Origin of the sequence: Roseibium aggregatum, from assembly GCF_017309185.1 — a bacterium.
Lineage (GTDB): Bacteria > Pseudomonadota > Alphaproteobacteria > Rhizobiales > Stappiaceae > Roseibium > Roseibium aggregatum_B.
Map to the genome: position 1 here is coordinate 1,756,384 of NZ_JAEKJZ010000001.1, position 20,999 is coordinate 1,777,382.

Below are 20,999 nucleotides of genomic sequence, written 5' to 3' on the forward strand. Positions count from 1 at the left end.
AAGGTTTCACGCCGAACCTGTTGGTGCTTCAGGACCACCAGCAACGGCTGTGCCTAGCTGGACAGATCACATCTGCCGGCCTGAACTGGCGCGCACCTGTCGCCTCCGAGGCGGAAGCGCGGCGTGTGGTGCAGAAGGCCTGTCCGCTGCGGGGGCAGGCGATGGCAGCCCTGGATCGGGGCGAGTACGAGGCAGCGCGTGATCTGCAGTGCTGTGCCACCGCCCTTGATGTCTGTTTGGTCGACCCGGCCTGGCGGGATGCCCTGCAGATCGGGCGGCTTCGAGCCGCCTGATCCCTCATCAGCCTTCCTTATCCCTTCGCCCAGCCTCGCGCAGGGCTTTCTCTTTTCAGGACCCTGATATGGCCGACTATTCTAACCATTTCTCCTGTCTGCTCGACGTAGGCTACCCTGAACACGCCGTCCGCGCGCTCGATCTCTTCACTGCGCTCTCGAATGAGAACGCCGCTGAAGATCCACCTTCGGACGGGTTTCTGCTTTCCGTTCAGCTTGAGCATGGCGGCACGCAACTCTGGATGCGCGACGATGGCACCGGCGATCCCGAACACGTCATCCAGTTCGTCAAACGCTGCGCGAAGGAGTTCGGACTGACCGGCCTTTGGGGGATGCAATACGCCAAAACCTGCTCGAAACCGCATGTGGACGGGTTCGGTGGCGGTGCTCATGTCCTCGATCTCGCCACCGGCGAGACTTTGGACTGGATCTACACTGACGGCTGGCTTGCCATCGTTCTCGACGGAGGCGACCACAATGCCTGATACTATCGAAACTATCGTCAATTGGTTTGATGAACTTTCCGAAACGGCACGGGACAGGGCCCGCGCCTGGTATCGGGAGGGTGGCTTTGATCATGATTGGTACGATGCCGTCTATGAGGATTTCCAGGGCATCGCGGAAATCCTCGGGCTGAACCTCAAGACCCAATCCGTCCGGTTGATGAGTGGCGGCTTGCGGCAAGACCCATGCATCTGGTTCCGGGGCTTCTCCTCGCAGGGGGACGGCGCTTGCTTTGAAACCTGGTATTCCTACCAGAAACATGCGCCGCGCCGGATCAGGGAATACGCCCCGCAGGACACCGAACTGCACCGCATCGCCGATGCCCTGCAGGCGGTCCAGCGGCGTAATTTCTATCAGCTTCGCGCCGAGGCCGGCCATCGCGGCCATTATTACCATGAGTACTGCATGGCGATATCGGTCGAGCGTGACAGTCCGACCGGGCAGGACATGACCGCCGATGCCGAGGAGACGATCATCGAGGCGCTGCGTGATCTGGCCTGCTGGCTCTACCGCCAGCTCGAGCGTGAATACGACTATCTGTCCTCGGATGAGGTCGTCGATGAGGCCATCATCGCCAACGGTTACACCTTCACCGAAGCCGGACGCAGGTCCGGCTGATCCTGACAAGCGCCCTCACCATCCGGTCGGGGCGCTTTGTTCATGTCGTCGTTTCCAGAGTCAGAGAGGTGCCAGGACGGGTTGAGTCCGGGTGGTCGAGAGAGAGCGCCGTCCGGGCATGTCCCTCCCGCTCTCCGAGGATCCCCGACATGAACATCTCGTCTCCCGTGACCGATCCGGTCACGCCGCTCGGCGCCGCACCCGCGATCCTGGCCGCCGCCCATCTCATTCTTGCCCATCTCGAACGCGGTCAACGCGTCGATGCCGCGATCCTGCGCGATGCAATGGAAGCAGCTTTCGGTGCGTCCGACGCCACTGGCGCCTGGGACTGGAAGCTCGCCTATGAAGCCTGCGAAGGCGCCACGGTTCTGTTCCTGCGTAAATACGGAAAGACGCTCTTCGGTAAAGCCGCCTCTCCGGTGTCCCGGCTCGCTCCGCTAGCGAAGATCGCGGGCCTACTGCCGACGCAGACCCGCCGCTCCGAAGAAAGCCAGAGCTTCCAGCAGTTCAGCACGCCTCTGCCTCTCGGCCTCGCCGCGCTGGCGGCGGCCGGGGTCACGCCGGACGATGTGGTGCTGGAGCCTTCGGCCGGCACCGGCCTGATGGCGATCCTGGCCCAGAGCGCCGGCGGTTCGCTGATCCTCAACGAACTCGCCGAGACCCGCGCCGATCTTCTCTCTTCCCTCTTTCCAGCTTTTCCCGTCACCCGGTTTGACGCCGCCCAGATCGACGATCATCTGGCCCCGGAGGCCGTGCCATCCGTTGTGCTGATGAATCCGCCATTCTCGGTCATGGCCAATGTCGAGGGAAAGATGGCGGACGCTGCCTATCGTCATGCCGCTTCGGCACTGGCCCGGCTCGCCCCCGGCGGACGGCTGGTCACGATCACCGGGGCCAATTTCGGACCGGAATCTCCTTCCTGGCGCGAATCCTTCATGCGCCTGCAGGAACGCGGACAAGTGGTGTTCACCGCCGCGGTCAATGGCGCGGTCTTTGCTAAGCACGGCACCGGCATCGACACGCGGCTGACGGTGATCGACAAGCTGCCCGCCGACGATCCGGCCCGCTTCCCGGTTTCACCGGGGATCGCGCCTGATGTTACCACGCTGCTCGGATGGATCGAGGCGCAGGTCCCGCAGCGTTCGCCCGTCTCATTGCCGAAGATGGTGGCACCCGCTCCGACCGCCGCGCCGAAAACCATGCGGAGCTATCTCGCTCGCACTGCCGCCTCCCGGCCTGTTGCCGCACCGGCGTCCGATCCCGAGGGCGTGGAACTCGACTATGAGACCGTGGTCTGGACGCCCCCTGAGGGCGCGCGCCTGTCCGATGCGATCTACGAGGAATATTCGCTGCAATCGTTGCGCATTCCGGGCGCTGAGCCGCATCCGACCAGGCTGGTGCAATCCGCGGCCATGGCCTCGGTTGCGCCGCCAAAGCCGTCCTACCGGCCAATATTGCCCGCCGACATCTGTACCCGGCTCTCCGACGCGCAGTTGGAGACGGTGATCTACGCCGGGGAAGCCCATGTCGATCACCTCGCGGGTGCCTGGACCGTGGACGAGCATTTCGACAAGGTGAGCGCCGCCGCCGAGGATGCTGCCGGCGCTGTCCGTTTCCGCCGCGGCTTCATGCTCGGTGACGGCACCGGCGCCGGCAAGGGCCGTCAGTCGGCTGGGATCATCCTCGACAACTGGCTGCGCGGTCGCCGCAAGGCGGTCTGGATCAGCAAGTCCGACAAGCTGATCGAGGACGCGCAACGCGACTGGTCGGCGCTCGGCATGGAACGACTGCTGGTCACACCGCTCTCGCGCTTCCCTCAAGGCGCAAAGATCACGCTCTCGGAAGGCATCCTGTTTACCACCTATGCCACGCTGCGCTCCGACGACCGGGGCGAAAAGGTTTCGCGCGTCAAGCAGATCGTTGAATGGTTGGGCTCCGATTTCAACGGGGTCATCATTTTCGACGAAAGCCATGCCATGCAGAATGCCGGAGGCGGCAAGGGAGACCGCGGCGATATCGCCGCCAGCAAGCAGGGACGCGCAGGCTTGCGGCTCCAGCACGCACTGCCCGACGCCCGTGTGGTCTATGTCTCGGCGACTGGCGCCACGACAGTTCACAATCTCGCCTACGCGCTGCGCCTTGGCCTCTGGGGCGGCGAAGATTTTCCGTTTCAGACCCGCGCCGAGTTCGTCGAGGCGATCGAGGCCGGGGGTGTGGCGGCGATGGAGGTGCTGGCCCGCGACCTGCGCTCCCTTGGCCTCTATACGGCTCGCTCGCTCTCCTACGATGGGGTGGAATATGAGTTGGTTGAGCACCAGCTCACGGATGAGCAGAGGCGCATTTATGATGCCTATGCGGAAGCTTTTGCCGTCATTCACAACAATCTTGATGCGGCCATGGAAGCCGCGAATATCACCGGCAGTGAAGGCACGCTAAACCGGCAGGCCAAATCCGCCGCGCGCTCAGCCTTCGAGAGCACCAAGCAGCGCTTCTTCGGCCATCTGCTGACCTCGATGAAAACCCCGACGCTGATCCGTTCGATCGACGCCGATCTCGAGGCGGGCCATGCGGCCGTCATCCAGATCGTCTCCACCGGCGAGACGCTGATGGAACGGCGACTAGCCGAGATACCCACCGACGAATGGAACGACATTTCCGTCGACGTCACGCCACGGGAATATGTCGGCTCATATTTGCAGCATTCCTTCCCGGTGCAGCTCTATGAACCATTCACCGACAGCGAGGGCAATCTTTCGTCGCGGCCGGTGTTCCGGGACGGCCAGCCGGTCGAAAGCCGCGAAGCCGTAGCCCGACGCGATGCGATGCTGGAGCAGCTGGGTTCGCTTCCGCCGGTTCCGGGCGCGCTGGACCAGATCGTGCAACGTTTCGGCACGGATGTGGTGGCGGAGGTCACGGGGCGGTCCCGCCGCATCGTGCGCAAGGGCGATGGTGCATCGGCGCGCCTTGCTGTCGAGAGCCGCGCGCCTTCCGCGAACCTTGCGGAGACCTCGGCCTTCATGGATGACCAGAAGCGCATTCTGGTCTTTTCGGATGCCGGGGGCACGGGGCGCAGCTATCACGCGGACCTTTTGGCGCGGAACCAGCGGCTGCGGGTGCACTACCTGCTGGAGCCGGGCTGGAAGGCGGATGCCGCCATTCAGGGGCTGGGCCGCACCAACCGCACCAATCAAGCCCAGCCGCCGCTCTTCCGGCCCATCGCCACGGATGTGAAAGCCGAGAAACGGTTCCTCAGCACGATCGCCCGCCGTCTCGACACGTTGGGCGCGATCACCCGCGGCCAGCGCCAGACCGGCGGTCAGGGCCTGTTCCGGCCCGAGGATAACTTGGAATCCGCCTATGCCCGCGATGCGTTGCGCCAGCTCTACCTTTTGATCGTGCGCGGCAAGGTCGAGGGCTGCTCGCTGGAGAGGTTTGAATCCGCCACCGGCCTGAAGCTGATGGACGCGAACGGCATCAAGGACGACCTGCCGCCGATCACCACCTTCCTGAACCGTCTTCTGGCGCTGACCATCGAGTTGCAGGGCATCCTGTTCTCGGCCTTCGAGCAGCTTTTGCAAGCCCGGATCAACGGGGCAATTGCCTCCGGCACCTATGACATGGGGCTGGAGACGCTGCGTGCCGAAAGCTTCATCGTCACCGACCGGCAGGTGATCCACACCCATCCGGGTACCGGTGCGGAAAGCCGGCTGTTGACCCTGACCGAGCGCAAGCGCAATCAGCCGGTCACGCTGGATGCAGCCCTGGCGGACCTCGGTGATCTGCGAGCGAAGCTGCTCGTCAACGAGCGGTCCGGACGGGCTGCGGTGCAGGTCCCGACGACCAGCGTCATGCTCGACGATGGCGAGATCGAGCGGCGCGTCCGCCTGATCCGGCCGATGGAAGCCCAGAACGTGCCAGTGCGCATGATGGGCGAGACTCACTGGGTCGAGGCCGACCACGCTGCCTTCGCCTCATCCTGGGAGGCGGAACTGACCGAGGTGCCAGAGTTCACGGACAACATCATGCACATGGTGACCGGGCTCCTGCTGCCGATCTGGAAACGACTGCCGCAGGAGCCCTCCCGGGTCTACCGGCTCCAGACCGATGAGGGGGAACGCATCATCGGTCGACGGGTTTCGCCCGCATGGGCCGCCAATGCCTCGACCAGCGGCGTCACCAGCAGCCTGACGCCGGATGCCGCCTATGCCGCGTTGATCGAAGGCCGAACGATCCTTGATCTCACCGAGGGGCTGCAACTGCGTCGCGTCCGGGTCATGGGCGCTAACCGGATCGAGCTCACCGGCTTCACCGACACGATGCGCGAACGCCGGCGGGCCTATGGGCTCTTCAGCGAGATCATCTGCTGGAAGCTACGATTCTTCGTGCCGGTGGGCGCATCGGGGCCGGAGATTATCGGCAAACTGCTCGACCGCTTCCCGGTTGAGCGCATTGGTGAGCGGGTGGCTGCGTGATGGCACGTCTCAACGCTTCCGAACTGGCACACCGTCTCGCTCGACAGGCCGAGGCGGTGTGCCGCCACTATCTCTCGAACGGGCGCAAGCAGGGCAAGTACTGGCAGGTCGGGGATGTGCGGAATACGCCAGGCCGCTCTATGTTCGTCCGTCTGACCGGGCCGGAATCCGGGAAAGGGGCTGCCGGCAAATGGACCGACGCATCGACCGGCGAGCACGGCGATCTGCTCGACGTGATCGGCGAAGCCCTTGGCCTCATCGACTTCGCAGACATTGCCGAAGAAGCGCGCCGCTTTCTCAGCCTGCCACATCCTGAACCGGACCCGCAGTGCCGCCGATCCCGAACACAGCCAGCACCATCGGGATCGTCCGAAGCCGCCCGCCGCCTCTGGCGCATGTCACGGCCTCTGATCGGTAGCGTCGCAGAGGCGTACTTACGGCAACGCGGCATTGCGGATTTACGCGGAACCGCAAATCTGCGGTTCCACCCGACCTGCTACTGGCGTGCGGAGGGCGACGGCCCAACCGAATCCTGGCCGGCCATGATCGCCGCCGTCACCGACCTCGACGGCAGGATCACCGGTGCGCATCGCACCTGGATTCAACGTGATGGCTCCGGTAAAGCGCCGGTCTATCCGCCGAGAAAGGCGATGGGAGACCTGCTCGGAAACGCCGTCCGGTTGGGGGAGGTGCAGGATGTGCTCGCCGCAGGCGAAGGCATCGAGACCATTCTGTCGCTCCGCCAGGGATTGGGCGCGATGCCGATGGTCTCGGCACTTTCCGCCGGGCATCTCGCCGCCATCCTGTTCCCGCCGCATCTGCGCAGGCTCTATATCGTACGCGACAATGATCCGGCAGGCGACGGCGCGCGGGATAGCCTGGTGGACCGTGCCATAGAGGCCGGGATCGAGGCGATCACGCTCTCTCCCATGCTGGGGGATTTCAACGAAGATCTCGTCAGCTTCGGCTTGGAGGCGCTTCGGGCGCAGATCCGGGTGCAGATTACCCCTGAGGACGTCAGCCGTTTCATGTCTTGCGCACCATAGCCAGAGAGGGCCGTGGTCTGGGACAAACGATCCCGACATGGGCAAGGGATAGTAGCACCTCGGCAAGAGGACCGCGCCTTGGCCTTCTTGAGAGGGCGAGCGGCCCACAAGCGCTCCGGCCCGGCAATGGCGGCGCCCGACTGATTTCCGTCGGCGGGCATGCCCGCCTTTACAGCGCGAAGCAAATCAGCCGGGCTTTGCCATCAAGGCCCTAAGCCAAAGGGCCCGGGCTGCCAGGCCGGAGCGCCCGTGGGCTTGTCGTCGCCATGAAGGCCGCGACGGTCGCGGTCCAGCCGAAGGACACATCCCATGTATGCCCATGACGAATTCGAACCCGATCACAGCACGTCTTCCACCGGCAATGTCATCGAAGCGCTGGAACTCTATGGCTACCGTCCCGCCCAGGGCGAGGCCGATCCCCGGATCACGCCCGAGGACATCGCCATCCGGGGCGCGGTTGCCGACATCTTCGATGCCCTGATTTCCACCATGGCCGACACCAGCCTCGATTTCGACCTCGACGAGATAATGTGGTCCACCGTCAACACTTTCCACCGCGCCGTAGAGCGGATCGAACGCAAACTCGACGATAACGAGCAGGCCCAGAAGCGCCTTCAGCGCGAACAGGACGGCAGCGAGGTCAAATCCGTCCAACTCGAAACCCTCATCGGCATCGGCCAAAACCTGATCGAGCGCCGCGATAGCATGGAGACTTTCCGCGACACTGCCGCCGACCTCTACCTGCGCAGCACCGGCACCCCCTGGTCGCCGCGCTCCGGATCACGGGTCAACCATCGCCAGATGACCTCGGCCATGATCGACAGCCGCGACTTCGTCGCCGCCAAGCGCCGGGCCGACAACGAGGTACTGCTACCCGCCGGACCGAAGATTGCCTTCTCTGGCGGTGACACCACCGATCACCGTACGATCTGGGACAAGCTCGATCAGGTTCATGCGAAACATCCTGACATGGTCCTCCTGCATGGCGGGTCGCCGAAAGGAGCGGAACGCATCGCCGCCACTTGGGCCGACAATCGCAAGGTGCCGCAGGTTGCCTTCAAGCCGGACTGGGCGAAACACTCGAAGGCCGCGCCCTTCAGGCGCAACGACCGAATGCTTGACGCCATGCCCATTGGCATCATCGTCTTTCCCGGTACTGGCATCCAGGAAAACCTCGCTGACAAGGCCCGCAAAATGGGTATTCCGGTCTATCGTCTGGCGGAGGGCAGCGCGTGAGCGCTGCCTATCCTCGAAATCGCAGCTTCGATCTTAAATTGACGAATGCTGCGGCCAATTCCAATGTCCGCAGGTTGGAATGCGTCAGTGACAACGGATGTTCAGTTCCGGCACCCTGTGGATTGAGGTCAGCCATACCGACATTCCTGAAGCGTTTCGAGAAACGCCCGTATTACAGTGCTTTCTCGCAAATGCGTACCGCCCAGATGCCGCCCTGCGGTTCGCTTTCTCTCGGTCCCAAGCTTAGTCTGAAACGCTCTTTCGGCCGAGACGATCCGCGATTTCGTCGTGGATGCGCGCGCGTTCAACTGGATCTCCTTCACACAATGCGGCATCACCGCCGTCCTCCGCCAGAATAAACCTGCCCTTCGGCGTGCAAAGCGGGAATGCGTCGTAGCGTGTCGCAGTCTCGATCACTGCCTGCGCGAGGCCGATGGTGTCAAACTTGGCATGATCTGCTGCGCCCAGCCGGAACACCCTAAGGTCGGCGCCTTGCCCCGTTAAGCTCGGGGCAAGGAAAATACCCTCATATTCCGGGTCGATAGCAATAGAAGTGCCGATCCGAAGATCCCGATGCGCGCGTTCGAGCATCTCTCGATCAACGGCGGCCAAAGACACGCCCTGCGCCGCGTACCAAGCGCAGTCCAGGCCGTTTTCGATTTCTTCGCAGGCGGTCACGAATGCGTCGGCGTCGAACCTGCCGCCCGCAAGGGCTAGGGCCGCAGTGCCGCCAAGCGCGTATCCCGCCACGGCAATACGGCTTGGATCGACGACAGTCGACCAGACCGGGTCTCGAAGAAGCTGATCAAGCGCACGTGAGACATCCTGCGGCCGCCGCCAGATATCGTTTACGGCATCCTCTGCACTATTCGGGCGCGGTCCGTTCACTTCCACGACTACGAAACCCTCCTCTGCAAGTCGGCCACTCAACCAGGCACCAGAATCCGCCGCTGATCTCAATCCGCCGTGCGAAAGCAAGACAAGGGGATACTTTCCCGGTGCCATCGCTGCATCACGATACGCGGGCTGCCCGACGAAGACGGCGTTGCCTCCGACAACTTCAAACGATCCGCCTTCCTGCGCGGGATACCAGACCGAAAGCGACAGGTGGCGCGGATCGTCATCGCCACGAGTGATAATTGTCTGAACCCCGATATGGGGCTCCGCGAAACCGGGTCCGGCACAAAGACAGCTCATCAGAAGGGTTAAAGCGGATTTCAGCATGGGGTCTTTCTGTTCGATGAGCTCATCAGCGGCGGCATTTATGCCCGGTGCTTGGCGGCGGTGCGGGAAGCGAAGTTCAACAGGCGTCTGAACTTTGGACAGTCCATGTGGCTTTCGGCAGGGCAATCCGCTACGTGACGCAGGGCGTCGCGGAGCCGAGTGAGGCCCCGGATCTGTTCGTCAAGTGCATCGGCGCGCAGATGCAACTCGGTGCGTGGCAATTGCGGCGTACCGTCCCTGGCGAAAATCCCTTTAATGTCGTCCAGCGAGAACCCGGCCATCTTCCCGAGCGCAATCAGCGTAAGTTGCCAGGCCGTTTGTGCGTCGAACTGCCGCCTCAATCCATGCCGCCCGGCCGATTGGATCAGTCCAATTTCCTCGTAGTAGCGCAGCGTCGACGGGGAGACACCACTCTGTTCCGAAAGCACACCGATATCGAGCAGTTTCATGGTTGACCTCAAGTTTACTTGAAGTGGCAAGGTAGCCTCCGCCAATCGTCAACGCAAGAGAACTGACCATGACACGAACGAACGAGGCGCGTGCGCCGCTTTCTACCCTGATTGCGCTAGCCGCCGCCTCCCTGACTGCTTCGCTTGGGATCAGCATCGCCTCGGTGCTGCTGCCCACTTTGACACGCAGCTTTGGGACAACCGTTTCACAGGCCCAATGGGTCGTGCTTGCCTATCTCGTGGCAGTGACGGTCACCATCGTCTCGGCAGGACGGCTTGGTGATCTGTTCGGCCACCGACGGGTGATGGTCTCCGGCCTGGTCGCTTTTCTTGCCGCTTCCATCCTGTGCGCTTTGGCGCCGAGTCTCGACCTATTGATCCTCGGGCGTGCGCTTCAGGGAGTGAGTGGGGCAATACTGATCGCGCTTCCGATGTCGATTGCACGCGATATGGTGCCGGCCGGACAACTCGGCAGTGTCATGGGCCTGTTGGGAACCACGTCCGCTGCCGGAACCGCGCTCGGGCCCTCACTCGGCGGGCTCGTTCTGGCTTGGAGCGACTGGCGGACGGCCTTCTGGCTCCTAGCGGGGGTCGCCGCACTGACACTGGGTCTCGCTGTTTTCGCAATCCGGCGCGACAGTTTTCACGGCCCGAAATCGTTGATGTCGCTGGACCTGCCAGGGACCATTGTGCTGATAGTTGCGCTTGCGGCCTATTCGCTTGGTACGAGCGGTGGCGCATCAGGCATTCCAGTTTCGCCGGCCGTGCTTATGGCTGGTGCGCTGTTCGCGATCGTGATCTTCGTGGCGGTGGAAACCCGCGTGACCACGCCACTGGTGCCGATGGCCGTCCTCACGGACAGGATGACTGGTGCGGGATTCGCCATGAACATATTGATTGGAGCCGTAATGATGGCGACTCTGGTCGTTGGCCCGTTCTTCCTGACATTTTCCCTCGGGCTGAAAGAGTCGATTGTCGGTTTGGTTCTTGCCGTTGGGCCGGTCGTTGCCGCGTTTTCCGGGATGCCCGCGGGGCGATTGACGGATCGTTTCGGTGCGCGGCGCGTGATGTTTGCCGGGCTCATGCAGACCACGCTTGGTTTGATCATTCTTGCTTTTCTGCCGCGTTATTTTGGAGTCGGCGGGTATGTCGCCGCGCTGATCATCCTGACTCCAGCTTTTCAGATGTTCCTGGCGGCCAATAACACGGCTGTCATGGCCGGGGCTTCGAGGGAGGAACGAGGGCGCCTTTCCGGTCTGCTCGGCCTGTCGCGAAACTTGGGCCTGATGACCGGCGCCTCCGCGATGTCCACCCTGTTCGTCGTCTTTATGGGAACAGGTGATCCGGCGGAAGCGCTGATCGCCGACGTCTCGCACGCCTTTACGATGACGTTTTTCATCGCTGCCGCCCTGGCCATGACCGCCTTGGGGGTTGCGATCTGGAGCAATTACGGGTGCGGGCAGGCGGCGCCGGATCAGTAGTGAAGATCAATCGCAAGTCGGGTGTTTTGTGGCTTGGCCCGTTTGCTCCGCTATCGCGCGGATCGGGTCATAGGCCTCGAAAAAGGTCGCTGGATAGTGGAGCGAGCTCGACCTGTTCTGCACGGGCCGAATTCGGCGCGCAAGTCTCGAACCACGCACCATAGCGGTCGAACCTCAATTGAGGCCCGGGAAATGGCGCAAAAAAGTCCATGAGGAGTTCCAACCTATTTGCGGCCAATGTCCGAAAGCGGAAATTGAATCTCGACGTTTGACCGGCAGGTTTGTCCGCACTGATGACCTGTGGAACGCCTTTCCAATGGCCCGAAGCCGAGAGTTCGTTTAACTTTCAGTTCGCGCCACGGTGGTGGTAGCCGAGAGCGTTCCACGTTGGACGGGAGGCACCACCGTTCTCGCTACCGGACTCTTTGCATCTTTGGCCAGGATCGCGGCCATGTGTTGGTTTTTGTTCAACCTGGCCGTCTTCGCATTGCCGTTCCTCGTCGGACTTCGTGTCGGCACCTGGGGCTTACGGCAGTTGAGCAATCTGGCTCGGTGCAGTCCTCGCTGGTGGCTTTGCCGCCGGCCTGACGCTTGCCATCGGTCGGGCGTAGATGATGCTCGTCCGGCCGCCCTGAGCGCGCTTTCCATCGCCCTGATCTCCGTAGTGGTGGCGGTGCTCGCCGGCTTCAATGCCACCCTTGGGATCACCAGGGCGATGATGCCTTCGGAGACATGGCAGGTAGTCTTCGCGGTCATCGGTGCTGGTGCAATGCGCATTTCCGCCTTTCTCTGCATTGCCGGTTCGGCCGCCGCGCCTTCGGATCGGTCTACTGTGAGCGCCTGACACTGCCGGTGGTTCCATCAAGCAGGATCTGATCAATGATGGAACGCCCTTCCAATCATCAGGATGCCGGTACGGGGCGGTGTGCCGATCGGCATGAGGCTCGCGTCGCGACCCGTGACCGTGCGGTGGGAATGGCGGACCGTTCAAGCGGCAAATCGCTCCTGCGATTGCGGGGAGCACGTCGGTCGGGGCGTCCGGAGAACGATGCGCATAACCTGGCGCGGGTGAGCGAACCCGCCGGTGAAAAGGCCGGTCAGGCTGACGAGCATCCGCGGTCGCCATCGTCTCCGTTACATGCCCGTTTCATGTCCACTCCATACGGCCCTTTCAATGGCCTGATCTGGCCGAAGACCGGCTGTGCCTCGACCGGCTTGGCGCAACAGCGTCGCCACAACTTTCTTCCCCTGGGCTGAGCCCATTCCGCGCGAGACAAGAAAGTTATGCCTTTGCTGTCCTGCCCCCGGCAAGCCGAGGGTGCGCCGCCTGTCGTCTCCGGCCTGTCGATCGCCATCGGGCCGCAATGGTGCGGATCCGGAAACAGAAAAAGGAGACTAACAATGGCCACCATCGGCACCTTCAAGAAGACCGGCAACGAATTCACCGGTGAAATCGTCACCCTCAGCGTCCAGGCCAAGGGCGTGCGTATCGTTCCAGACACCCGCACCACCGGCGAGAACGCCCCCAGCCACCGGGTCCTGGTCGGCCGCGCGGAGATCGGCGCCGCCTGGTCCAAGCGCTCGGGCGAGGGCCGCGACTATCTGGGCCTCAAGCTCGACGATCCGAGCTTCACCGCTCCGATCTACGCCAATCTGTTCGATGAAGAAGACGGCGAGAGCTACGCGCTGATCTGGTCCCGCCCGAACGGTCGCCGCAGCGAGTAGCAGCGCCATAAGGCCCCGGCCGAAAGGCCGGGGCTGATCTCCATCTCGGACAACCGAATCAGTTCCCTGAATTTGCAGTGCTAATGCGAAAACGCGATAAAAACACCGAATAATTTCGGTGGAGATACTTACAAAAGCGACTATAATAGTCGTAGTTCTGGCGTGCGCGCCGGGCCGGATGGGAGGTGATCTGCATGATCACCGCCCGACAATCGCGGGCCGCGCGAGCGCTTCTTGGCTGGACACAGGAGCAGCTCGCGGATGAGGCCCGGGTATCTTTGACCGCGCTAAAGCGCCTCGAATCCGAAAGCGGGCTCGAGGTCTACGAAACCACGCGCGATCAGGTTCGACGAGCTTTCGAAGCGAATGGCATTCTTCTCCTGAACTCCGACCAGGGTATTGGAGTGATGCATGTTCAGGCGAAGAACATCTCGAAGGGCTGAGTTTTTCGGCACGTCTGCCCGAACTGGGATGCTCGCTGTCGCCATGCTCACGAGAACATTAAGCAAATGTGGTAACTATGCTCGCAAACCACAATGGGATTTGGCGTGACGATCAGCAAATTGCAGGATGTGCCGCCGCAGGGAGCCGTGGTGACGGATTATGATCGTCGTCACATAACTCAGTACATGCGTTTGCTCGACGCTGCAGGCGAGGGCGCGAGCTGGCAGGAGGCCGCGCAGATCATCCTGGGGCTCGATACGCAGAAAGAGCCGGAGCGGGCGCGCCTGGTCCACGACGCCCATCTTGAACGTGCGCGCTGGCTAAGTTCCGAGGGCTATCGACAATTGGCGGCGGGGCGCACCAGCTGAGAAGGTGATGCGTCGCACGCATCACCTGTTGCTTTGCAGCGGACTTCCCAAGTTATTGATCTATCGGAATCCTTTTGGGGAGTTCAACCCAGGGGAGAGACTATGTCATGCAACCCGACCGTTCGAATTGGCGTGACCAGGCGGCTTATGATTATCTTGATGATCTGGCCGCACCGGAACTCGGCTGGGAATGCCTGCGCCGCAATCCCGAATATCAACATGACTATGCAGAGCTTGCAGGGGGACCACCTGAGAGGGCTGACCTGAGGGATCAGATCGGCCGTCGATGGGGTCTGTGCTTTCCCGATCCGGCCCGGTCTGACCGCGACTGTTGCAGAGATATTCTGGCGTCCGGAGATCGATACCAGCGCCGTGGTCTTCGCGGTCGACCCCGAGGCGCTCTCTGGAGAAACTGACGCCCCCGTCGGTGAGATCGTTGCCCCCGAGGGCAGGGCGTCCCCCATTGGCAAACACCTGCGCCACAGGCTGCCGGACGGGACCTACCTGCATCTCGTCGCTCCCCTGAAAGACGGTGGTCGGCTTGTGGCCACTGTTCCTCTCGGCCCTGAGGGCCTTGATCGCATCGAGGCGATCCAGCGGCTGCTGGCGGACCAGCATCGACGTCGTTCAATCCCGCGCGACACCCGTCTGACCGCGCAGCAGAAAGCGCGGCTGCGCCGTGTCCTCCAGGCCTCCGACGCCGCCTTCCATGGCGCGACCCAAAAGCAGATCGCTGAAGTGCTGTTCCGCACCGGTCGCCTGGACCGCGATGAATGGCAGGTCTCCTCGGCCCGTTTTGCCGTCTCCAGCCTCCTTCGCGAGGGGCGTAATCTGATCGCCGGAGGCTATCGCAAGCTTCTTCGTCACCAGCGCCGTCTCTAGATCCGCGATCCCGCGCCGTGGTGTGCGGATTTACCCCACCCACCTTCCCACTGCATCTGACCGGACGCGCTTCGCCATCGTGACCGACATCAGCCGTTGTTTCGCGGCACTGGTCACACACAGAAGGGAGACGCCCGATGTCCGCCATCTCAACCGAACTTCCCCCGCGCTATCTGCGCACCAAGGAAGCCGCCCAGTTCCTCAGCCTGTCCGCGCGCACACTGGAAAAGCACAGGACATACGGCACCGGTCCCGCCTACCACAAGCTTGGCGGGCGTGTGGTCTATGCAATCGAGGACCTCCAGGCCTGGGTTGGGCGGGGCGCGGTCACTTCGACATCCGACCCGCGCGGACAAGTGCTTCCGGCGAAACGCCATCAGCTCATCAACCTCCCGCAGCCTGGCCGCTTCGTGCGCTGACGAGGGAGCCGACGCTTTCATGACTGGTGCACGAAAATCCCGTTCCGAGCGCGGACAGCTCGATCTCTTCCGCGCGCTGCCCGGCGACTTCGCTCCCAGGGATGCGCAGGATCTTATGGCCTATCCTTTCTTCTCCCTCGCCAAGTCGAAGCGTGTTGCGCCAATCGACTTTGCCGCTGGCAGCGTCAGTATCCGGGTCGAGGCGGTTCCCGATCATGGCATGGCCACGATCTGGGATGCCGACATCCTGATCTGGGCCGCGAGCCAGATCGTCGAGGCGCGTGACGCGGGTCTGCGCACCTCCCGGCTGATGGCCGCCACCCCATATGAGATCCTCACCTATGTCGGTCGCGGAACCAGTTCGCGGGATTATCGGCGCCTGAAGGCGGCGCTGGATCGTCTGCAGTCGACGACGATCTCCACCTCGATCCGGCAGCCGGCGGAAGGCCGCCGCCATCGCTTCTCCTGGATCAACGAATGGCAGGAGCGCAGCGACAGGGACGGCTGCCCGGACGGCATTGAGCTGATCGTTCCCGACTGGTTTTACCAAGCGGTGCTCGACAACGCACTCATCCTCACGATCGACCGGGCTTATTTCAACCTGACCGGCGGGCTTGACCGCTGGCTGTATCGCCTGGTGCGCAAGCACGGTGGCCGACAGCGCGATGGCTGGCGTTTCGACTTCCATCATCTTCATCAAAAGTCCGGGGCGCTGTCCCCCTTCAAGCGCTTCGCCTTTGAGCTTCGCGACATCATTCGGCGACAGCCGCTGCCGGGCTACACGCTCTTTCTCGAGACTGAGGTTGGTGGCCGCAAGCTGTTGGCCTTCGAGCCCGCACCGGGCTGTGGAAGACCTGTGAATGCGCTCGTGCTATCGGGAACCCGGACTATCGTGCCATCAGGAACCGGGGGGGCGTGCTATCAGGAACCCAAACAGGGGGTAACGCACGGAAACGAAATCGGAAATCCCGCCCTTAACTTAGAGTCTAACAAAGAGTCTAACTTTGAAGAGCGCGCGCGTGATGTGGAAAATCTCATCCTTGCCACTGCAAAAGGCCTCAGACTAGCCGGCAAGACAAAGGCAGATGTCACCCCATCGGTGCCGCGAACTGCCTCTGATCGTGTCGTAGCAGCCTCCGATGGTCCAGATACGCCCCGCCTTACTCTCGAATTGCCGGGGGGTCGCGAATGATCATTGCTTTGCTCAATCAGAAAGGCGGCGTTGTCTTTGCAGATGCGGCGCAGTCTGGTCACCTCGCCAGTGAAATCGACCGCCAATCGCCCGCTGCCCGCGAGATCGCGGCGCTGACGTCTGTGATCGGGCGCTTCAGTCTCGGGAAGGTGGCGGTATGACGGGGCGCAATGACGAGCGTGGTTTCGCCGCGCGGCCGGTCGATGTCGAGACCTGGATCAAGGCTGGCGAGGCGCCATCCGTACACGGTCGCGTAGCGGCGATCTCCACGGCCCGGCTCACCATCGACATCACCCCGGACCTGCGCGGTCGCATCAAGGTCGCAGCTTTCGGCTGCGGTGTCACTGTCGCTGGCATGCTGCGCGAGTTGCTTGGGCGCGAATACCCGAAAACCGAAGGAGAACCTCGATGACCGGCTTTGTGATCCCTGGCGTGATCGTAGACGGACCTTTCGACGCACATTCCCGCGGCGAGCTGACGCGCGTGGAACTAACCTGGGTGGAGAAGCGGATTGAGGTCTGGATCCGGTTCGGCCAGGAGGCCGGTACGCAGATCCTTGACCGCAGCCGCCGCATTGTCTTCTTCCGTCCCGGCTCCGTGTTCGCCGTCGTCCGCTGGGCGGCGAATGACTATGGAACCATTGTCTCGCGCATCGACATTCTCCGCGCGATCGCGCCTGGCAACGCCTACCAGACGCTGCCCTTCGTGCGTCCCGGTGGCGAGATTTTGTTGAAGATCGAAGGCTGGCCCAAGGTCGAAGAGGTCTTGCGTCATGTCGATGCCATCGAGGTTCTCGGCATCGACGCCGCCGAGGCCGATCCCGACCACTGGCGGCATGTCGCACACTGGATGAAGGCGGGCGAAGCGCCGCGACCCTATACGGCGGAACGCCATGATGCATGGATCCGGCGTCGGGAAATCGGGCAATGACCCGCGCCTGCTACATCATGGCTTCGGTCGCGGCGCTCGCCACCGTCATCGCCAGCAGCGTTCCGACTGCGCCACGGCTGGTCTGGAACGCCTCGGCCAGCGTGCCGATTGATTTCTACACCATCGCGTCAGCGGATCGGCTCAAGGTGCCAGATCTGGTCGCGGTCATGCCGCCCGAACCCCTTGCGGGTTTCATGGTCGCTCGCGGCTATATCGGTCGCGATGTGCCGATCCTGAAGCATGTCATCGGGCTGCCCGGACAACGGGTTTGCCGTGACGGTGCTGAGGTCACCGTCGATGGCAGTTACCTGGGGGAGGCGCGAGAGCGTGACAGCCATGGCCGCGATCTTCCTGTCTGGCAGGGCTGCCGCACCATCGCGGAGGGCGAGGTCTTCCTGATGAACCCGGCGGTCGAGGACAGCTTCGATGGTCGTTATTTCGGCCCGTTCCCGACCTCGGCGGTGATCGGCAAGGCCAGTCCACTGTTCACAGACGAGGGTGGCGATGACCACCTCGTCTGGCGCGCGCCGGAGCGGTGACGGCGCGTCCGTGGCGGGGCGCGAAAGCGGCCTGCCTCCTAACAACCGTATGAAGAAGGAACCTCCAATGCCACAGATCGGCCAATTCACCCGCACCCCGTCCGGCTATTCCGGACAGATTCGCACGCTCTCGCTCGACCTGGAGCTGACCTTGGTTCACACCAACCACGTCGATTCCGAGAAGGCTCCTGCGTATCGCATCCACCTCGGTGACGAGGACGGCCCGGAGGTTGGCGCGGGCTGGAAACACACAGGCGAAACCGCAGGGGCGTTCGTTTCGGTCCTGCTCGATGATCCGGTTTTCCGGCATCCGATCCGCACCCGCCTGTTCCAGTCGGATGAGGAGGGCAGGGCGTGGGGGTTGCACTGGACCCGCCCGAAGAAACGCGATGAGCAGCACTGACGATGATCGCGTCCTGCACCCCTCCCGCTCTGGGGAGATGCGGCGCCTGCCGCCGCATGCTCCTCCTTCTTCTTTCCGGCCTCTTCCTCCCGGTCACCGCCACGCAACCGCTTATGGCCCAAAACGATGTGCCCGAACACGCAGTCGCCGCGCATCCCTACGCCGCCCAAGTCACTGAGGCGTCGCAGCGCTTCGGCATTCCGACGACCTGGATCATGGCAGTGATGCGGACAGAGAGCGCGGGCGATCTGCATGCTGTCTCTTCCGCTGGCGCGATGGGGCTGATGCAGGTCATGCCCGAGACCTGGGCCGGGCTGCGCATCCGTTATGGCCTCGGCCATAATCCCTTCGAGCCGTGTGACAACATCCTCGCGGGCACGGCCTATCTGCGCGAGATGTGGGATCGCTATGGCAATGTCGCGGCGATGCTGGCGGCCTATAACGCGGGCCCCGCCCGCTACGACGAATACCGACTTGCGGATCGTCCGTTGCCGGCCGAGACGCGTGCCTATGTCGCTGCGCTTGCGCCCGCGCTGCTTGGCGAGCGGCCATCGGGCACCGCTATCACTGCAGCCCGGCTGCTCGATTGGCGTGAGGCGGCGCTCTTCATCAGCCGCGACAATGGCGCGTCTGCGATCGATCCCGTGTCGCCTCACCGGACGGTCGGCGGCGCTCCTTCACCCGTCCCGGCGGTGCCACATGCGCGCATAGCCCCGCAGCCTGAGGGCCTCTTTGTCCAGCGGAAGACTGGTGAGGCCAGGCCATGACCCGAAAGATCACGCTTCGCATTCTGTCGTACTCTGGCGTGTCTTGGAGGGCGCGAGGGGCGGCGGCAGGCACCACGACCGAAGGATGGCAGGATAAAAGGGCGCACGGTGCGCGGCGGTTGGGCGGTTGTTTTTGTTCATGTTTTCGCCGCGTGCCGCACCGTGTGGCACTTGTTCGCACCGTGCGAGATGTCCCTAACACTCTGATCTTTTGCGTTGTTTCGCACCGTGTGGGGAACTTCCATGCCCGATGACCGCGAGTTCCGCATCCGCCCGGGGCGTATCCGTTCGACACGGGCGCAGCAGGCCCGGCCCTTTGTCGCACAGGCCCTGGCTGCGGCGAAGAAGGTCGGTGGTGGCGTCTCGCGGGCCGGACGTGTCACCCCGGGCAATCGGTCCAGCTTCGGGCGCGGTCAGCGTGCCAGCATTCAGGCCAACCGCCTCATCACCGCCCGCACGCGCGGCGCGGTGGTCAAGGCGCGTGTGGTGCGGCACAGCGGGACGTCCGCGCCTCTCGGAGCCCACCTCGATTACCTGCGCCGGGACGGCGTGACCCGGGACGGGGAGAAGGCCAGGCTCTTCGGGCCGGGAACGGAGGATGCCGATGGCCGGGCCTTTGCCGAGCGGTGCCGCGATGACCGTCATCATTTCCGTTTCATAGTCTCACCCGACGACGCGCCGGACATGTCTGACCTTCAATCCTTCACCCGCGATCTCGTCGGGCGGATGGAGCAGGATCTCGGCACATCTCTTGACTGGGTCGGCGTCGATCACTGGAACACCGCCCATCCGCATGTCCATCTTATCGTTCGGGGTACGCGCGACGACGGCCAGGATCTCGTGATCTCGCGGGACTACATCAAGGAGGGGATGCGCGACAGGGCACGGGATCTCATCACCCTTGAACTGGGCCCACGCAGCGATCTCGACATCCGCCGCACACTTGAACGCCAGATCGGGGCTGAGCGCTGGACGCAGATCGATCGTCAGTTGCTGCGGGATGCGGGGCGTTCGCGCATCCTCAACATGGCGCCGGATGCGGATCGGCAGCCCGATGCGTTTCACACACTGAAGGTCGGGCGGCTGCGCCGGCTCGAAGTTCTCGGCGTCGCCGACCAGATCGGACAGTCGCAATGGTATATCAGGGACGATGTCGAGGCGGTCCTGCGCGAGATGGGGGAGCGTGGCGACATCATCAAGCGAATGCATCGCGCTCTCACGGACCGGGGGATCGAGCGCGGGTCCTCGAGTTACGTGCTTGCCGCGGAGAGCCTCAATGTTCCCGTCATCGGTCGTCTGGTCGAGCGCGGTCTCGATGACGAGCTGAAGGGGACAGCCTATGCCGTCGTCGATGGTGTCGATGGCCGGAGCCACCATATCCGTCTGCCCCATCTCGACGCCGCCGGCGACAGCGCTCCGGGCTCGATCGTGGAGCTCCGCACCTATGACGATGCGCGCGGCCAGCGTCGCGTCGCACTGGCGGCTCGGTCCGACCTGGACCTTGCAGCGCAAGTGACCGCATCCGGGGCCACCTGGCTCGACCGGCAGGCCATCGCGCGCGACCCGCTCGCCTTGTCGGACCAGGGCTTCGGTGCCGAGGTCCGGGAGGCCCTGCAAGCCCGGGCCGATCATCTGACCGCGGAGGGGCTCGCCGAGCGGCGGGGCGGCAGGGTGGTCTTTGCCCGGCGCCTGCTCGGAACCTTGCGCGACCGGGAGCTGCAGGCGGTTGGCGAGCAGCTCTCAGGGGAAACCGGGTTGCCGTTCAACAAGGCGGACCCGGGTGACTACGTCAACGGTATCTATCGCCAGCGTCTCGCGCTGGCTTCGGGGCGCTTTGCGATGATCGAGGGCTATGGAGCTGACGGCGCGCTCGGCTTCCAACTCGTGCCCTGGTCCCCCTCCCTCGAAAAGCACCTCGGCCGGGATGTCACCGGCATCGCGCGCGGGGACGGCGGGGTTAATTGGGACTTCGGCCGCAAGCGCGGCCTCGGCCTCTGAACAAACACC

Annotated in this window: 22 protein-coding genes and 1 pseudogene; 21 read left to right on the top strand and 2 right to left on the bottom strand. The window is 63.3% G+C overall.

All coding sequences use genetic code 11. The features are described from left to right. The first annotated feature begins 361 nt into the window (after window positions 1–361). From JF539_RS07550 to JF539_RS07570, 5 genes are all read left to right on the top strand, one after another. Window positions 362–778, top strand: a complete 417-nt coding sequence (locus JF539_RS07550; RefSeq protein ID WP_207139697.1) for a hypothetical protein — start codon at window positions 362–364, stop codon at window positions 776–778. After that, a complete protein-coding gene (locus tag JF539_RS07555; RefSeq protein ID WP_207139698.1) occupies window positions 771–1,415 on the top strand; it encodes an antitoxin of toxin-antitoxin stability system in 645 nt (214 codons plus the stop codon). Before JF539_RS07550 ends, JF539_RS07555 begins: the two co-directional genes overlap by 8 nt. 149 nt (window positions 1,416–1,564) lie before the next feature. Continuing rightward, window positions 1,565–5,887, top strand: a complete 4,323-nt coding sequence (locus JF539_RS07560) for a strawberry notch family protein (protein WP_207139699.1) — start codon at window positions 1,565–1,567, stop codon at window positions 5,885–5,887. Further along, window positions 5,887–6,933, top strand: coding sequence for a DUF7146 domain-containing protein (locus JF539_RS07565; RefSeq protein WP_207139700.1), 1,047 nt, complete (start codon window positions 5,887–5,889; stop codon window positions 6,931–6,933). The genes JF539_RS07560 and JF539_RS07565 overlap by 1 nt, the downstream gene beginning before the upstream one ends. Before the next feature lie 309 nt (window positions 6,934–7,242). Next, on the top strand, window positions 7,243–8,169 hold the full coding sequence (locus tag JF539_RS07570; protein WP_207139701.1) for a DUF2493 domain-containing protein: 927 nt from the start codon (window positions 7,243–7,245) through the stop codon (window positions 8,167–8,169). Window positions 8,170–8,412: 243 nt separating this feature from the next. Here JF539_RS07570 and JF539_RS07575 read toward each other — a convergent pair whose 3' ends face one another. Together JF539_RS07575 and JF539_RS07580 are read right to left on the bottom strand one after the other, a co-directional pair. Further along, window positions 8,413–9,393 (bottom strand): alpha/beta hydrolase family protein, encoded by a 981-nt coding sequence (locus tag JF539_RS07575; protein ID WP_207139702.1) that lies wholly within the window; start codon window positions 9,391–9,393, stop codon window positions 8,413–8,415. 38 nt (window positions 9,394–9,431) lie between these two features. Further along, window positions 9,432–9,842, bottom strand: coding sequence for a helix-turn-helix domain-containing protein (locus tag JF539_RS07580; RefSeq protein WP_207139703.1), 411 nt, complete (start codon window positions 9,840–9,842; stop codon window positions 9,432–9,434). Between the two features lie 68 nt (window positions 9,843–9,910). Here JF539_RS07580 and JF539_RS07585 point away from each other — a divergent pair, with 68 nt between their 5' ends. The 16 genes and pseudogenes from JF539_RS07585 to JF539_RS07655 all read left to right on the top strand — a co-directional run bounded on the left by JF539_RS07585 (window position 9,911) and on the right by JF539_RS07655 (window position 20,990). Continuing rightward, the gene (locus JF539_RS07585) at window positions 9,911–11,323 is read left to right on the top strand and encodes an MFS transporter (protein WP_207139704.1); all 1,413 of its coding nucleotides are present in this window, start codon (window positions 9,911–9,913) and stop codon (window positions 11,321–11,323) included. A gap of 451 nt (window positions 11,324–11,774) precedes the next feature. Beyond that, on the top strand, window positions 11,775–12,167 hold the full coding sequence (locus JF539_RS07590; RefSeq protein ID WP_328809210.1) for a hypothetical protein: 393 nt from the start codon (window positions 11,775–11,777) through the stop codon (window positions 12,165–12,167). A gap of 557 nt (window positions 12,168–12,724) precedes the next feature. Then, window positions 12,725–13,048, top strand: coding sequence for a DUF736 domain-containing protein (locus JF539_RS07595; RefSeq protein ID WP_207140881.1), 324 nt, complete (start codon window positions 12,725–12,727; stop codon window positions 13,046–13,048). Window positions 13,049–13,242: 194 nt separating this feature from the next. Next, a complete protein-coding gene (locus JF539_RS07600) occupies window positions 13,243–13,491 on the top strand; it encodes a helix-turn-helix domain-containing protein (RefSeq protein WP_207139705.1) in 249 nt (82 codons plus the stop codon). 93 nt (window positions 13,492–13,584) lie between these two features. After that, window positions 13,585–13,860: a DNA -binding domain-containing protein gene (locus JF539_RS07605; protein ID WP_207139706.1), complete on the top strand. Its 276-nt coding sequence runs from the start codon at window positions 13,585–13,587 to the stop codon at window positions 13,858–13,860. Window positions 13,861–13,967: 107 nt separating this feature from the next. After that, window positions 13,968–14,276, top strand: coding sequence for a transcriptional regulator domain-containing protein (locus tag JF539_RS28105; RefSeq protein ID WP_419247663.1), 309 nt, complete (start codon window positions 13,968–13,970; stop codon window positions 14,274–14,276). Then, on the top strand, window positions 14,233–14,742 hold the full coding sequence (locus JF539_RS27625; RefSeq protein WP_209017037.1) for a DUF2285 domain-containing protein: 510 nt from the start codon (window positions 14,233–14,235) through the stop codon (window positions 14,740–14,742). Before JF539_RS28105 ends, JF539_RS27625 begins: the two co-directional genes overlap by 44 nt. Before the next feature lie 137 nt (window positions 14,743–14,879). Beyond that, window positions 14,880–15,161: a helix-turn-helix transcriptional regulator gene (locus JF539_RS07615; RefSeq protein ID WP_207139707.1), complete on the top strand. Its 282-nt coding sequence runs from the start codon at window positions 14,880–14,882 to the stop codon at window positions 15,159–15,161. Between the two features lie 19 nt (window positions 15,162–15,180). Next, the gene (locus JF539_RS07620) at window positions 15,181–16,353 is read left to right on the top strand and encodes a replication initiator protein A (protein ID WP_207139708.1); all 1,173 of its coding nucleotides are present in this window, start codon (window positions 15,181–15,183) and stop codon (window positions 16,351–16,353) included. A 29-nt stretch (window positions 16,354–16,382) separates the two neighbouring features. Then, a pseudogene (locus tag JF539_RS07625) lies at window positions 16,383–16,514 on the top strand (cobyrinic acid a,c-diamide synthase); the annotation flags it as partial. Further along, window positions 16,511–16,765, top strand: a complete 255-nt coding sequence (locus tag JF539_RS07630) for a hypothetical protein (protein WP_207139710.1) — start codon at window positions 16,511–16,513, stop codon at window positions 16,763–16,765. The pseudogene JF539_RS07625 and the gene JF539_RS07630, both read left to right, overlap by 4 nt. After that, window positions 16,762–17,283: a DUF2840 domain-containing protein gene (locus tag JF539_RS07635; RefSeq protein WP_207139711.1), complete on the top strand. Its 522-nt coding sequence runs from the start codon at window positions 16,762–16,764 to the stop codon at window positions 17,281–17,283. Before JF539_RS07630 ends, JF539_RS07635 begins: the two co-directional genes overlap by 4 nt. Beyond that, window positions 17,280–17,822, top strand: a complete 543-nt coding sequence (locus tag JF539_RS07640; RefSeq protein WP_207139712.1) for a S26 family signal peptidase — start codon at window positions 17,280–17,282, stop codon at window positions 17,820–17,822. The genes JF539_RS07635 and JF539_RS07640 overlap by 4 nt, the downstream gene beginning before the upstream one ends. A 67-nt stretch (window positions 17,823–17,889) precedes the next feature. After that, window positions 17,890–18,225 carry a DUF736 domain-containing protein gene (locus tag JF539_RS07645; protein WP_207139713.1) on the top strand — a complete coding sequence of 112 codons (336 nt, stop codon included), beginning with the start codon at window positions 17,890–17,892 and terminating at the stop codon, window positions 18,223–18,225. Between the two features lie 56 nt (window positions 18,226–18,281). Next, window positions 18,282–18,992 carry a lytic transglycosylase domain-containing protein gene (locus JF539_RS07650; RefSeq protein ID WP_419247664.1) on the top strand — a complete coding sequence of 237 codons (711 nt, stop codon included), beginning with the start codon at window positions 18,282–18,284 and terminating at the stop codon, window positions 18,990–18,992. Window positions 18,993–19,235: 243 nt separating this feature from the next. Beyond that, window positions 19,236–20,990: a relaxase/mobilization nuclease domain-containing protein gene (locus JF539_RS07655; protein WP_207139715.1), complete on the top strand. Its 1,755-nt coding sequence runs from the start codon at window positions 19,236–19,238 to the stop codon at window positions 20,988–20,990. Window positions 20,991–20,999: the final 9 nt, after the last annotated feature.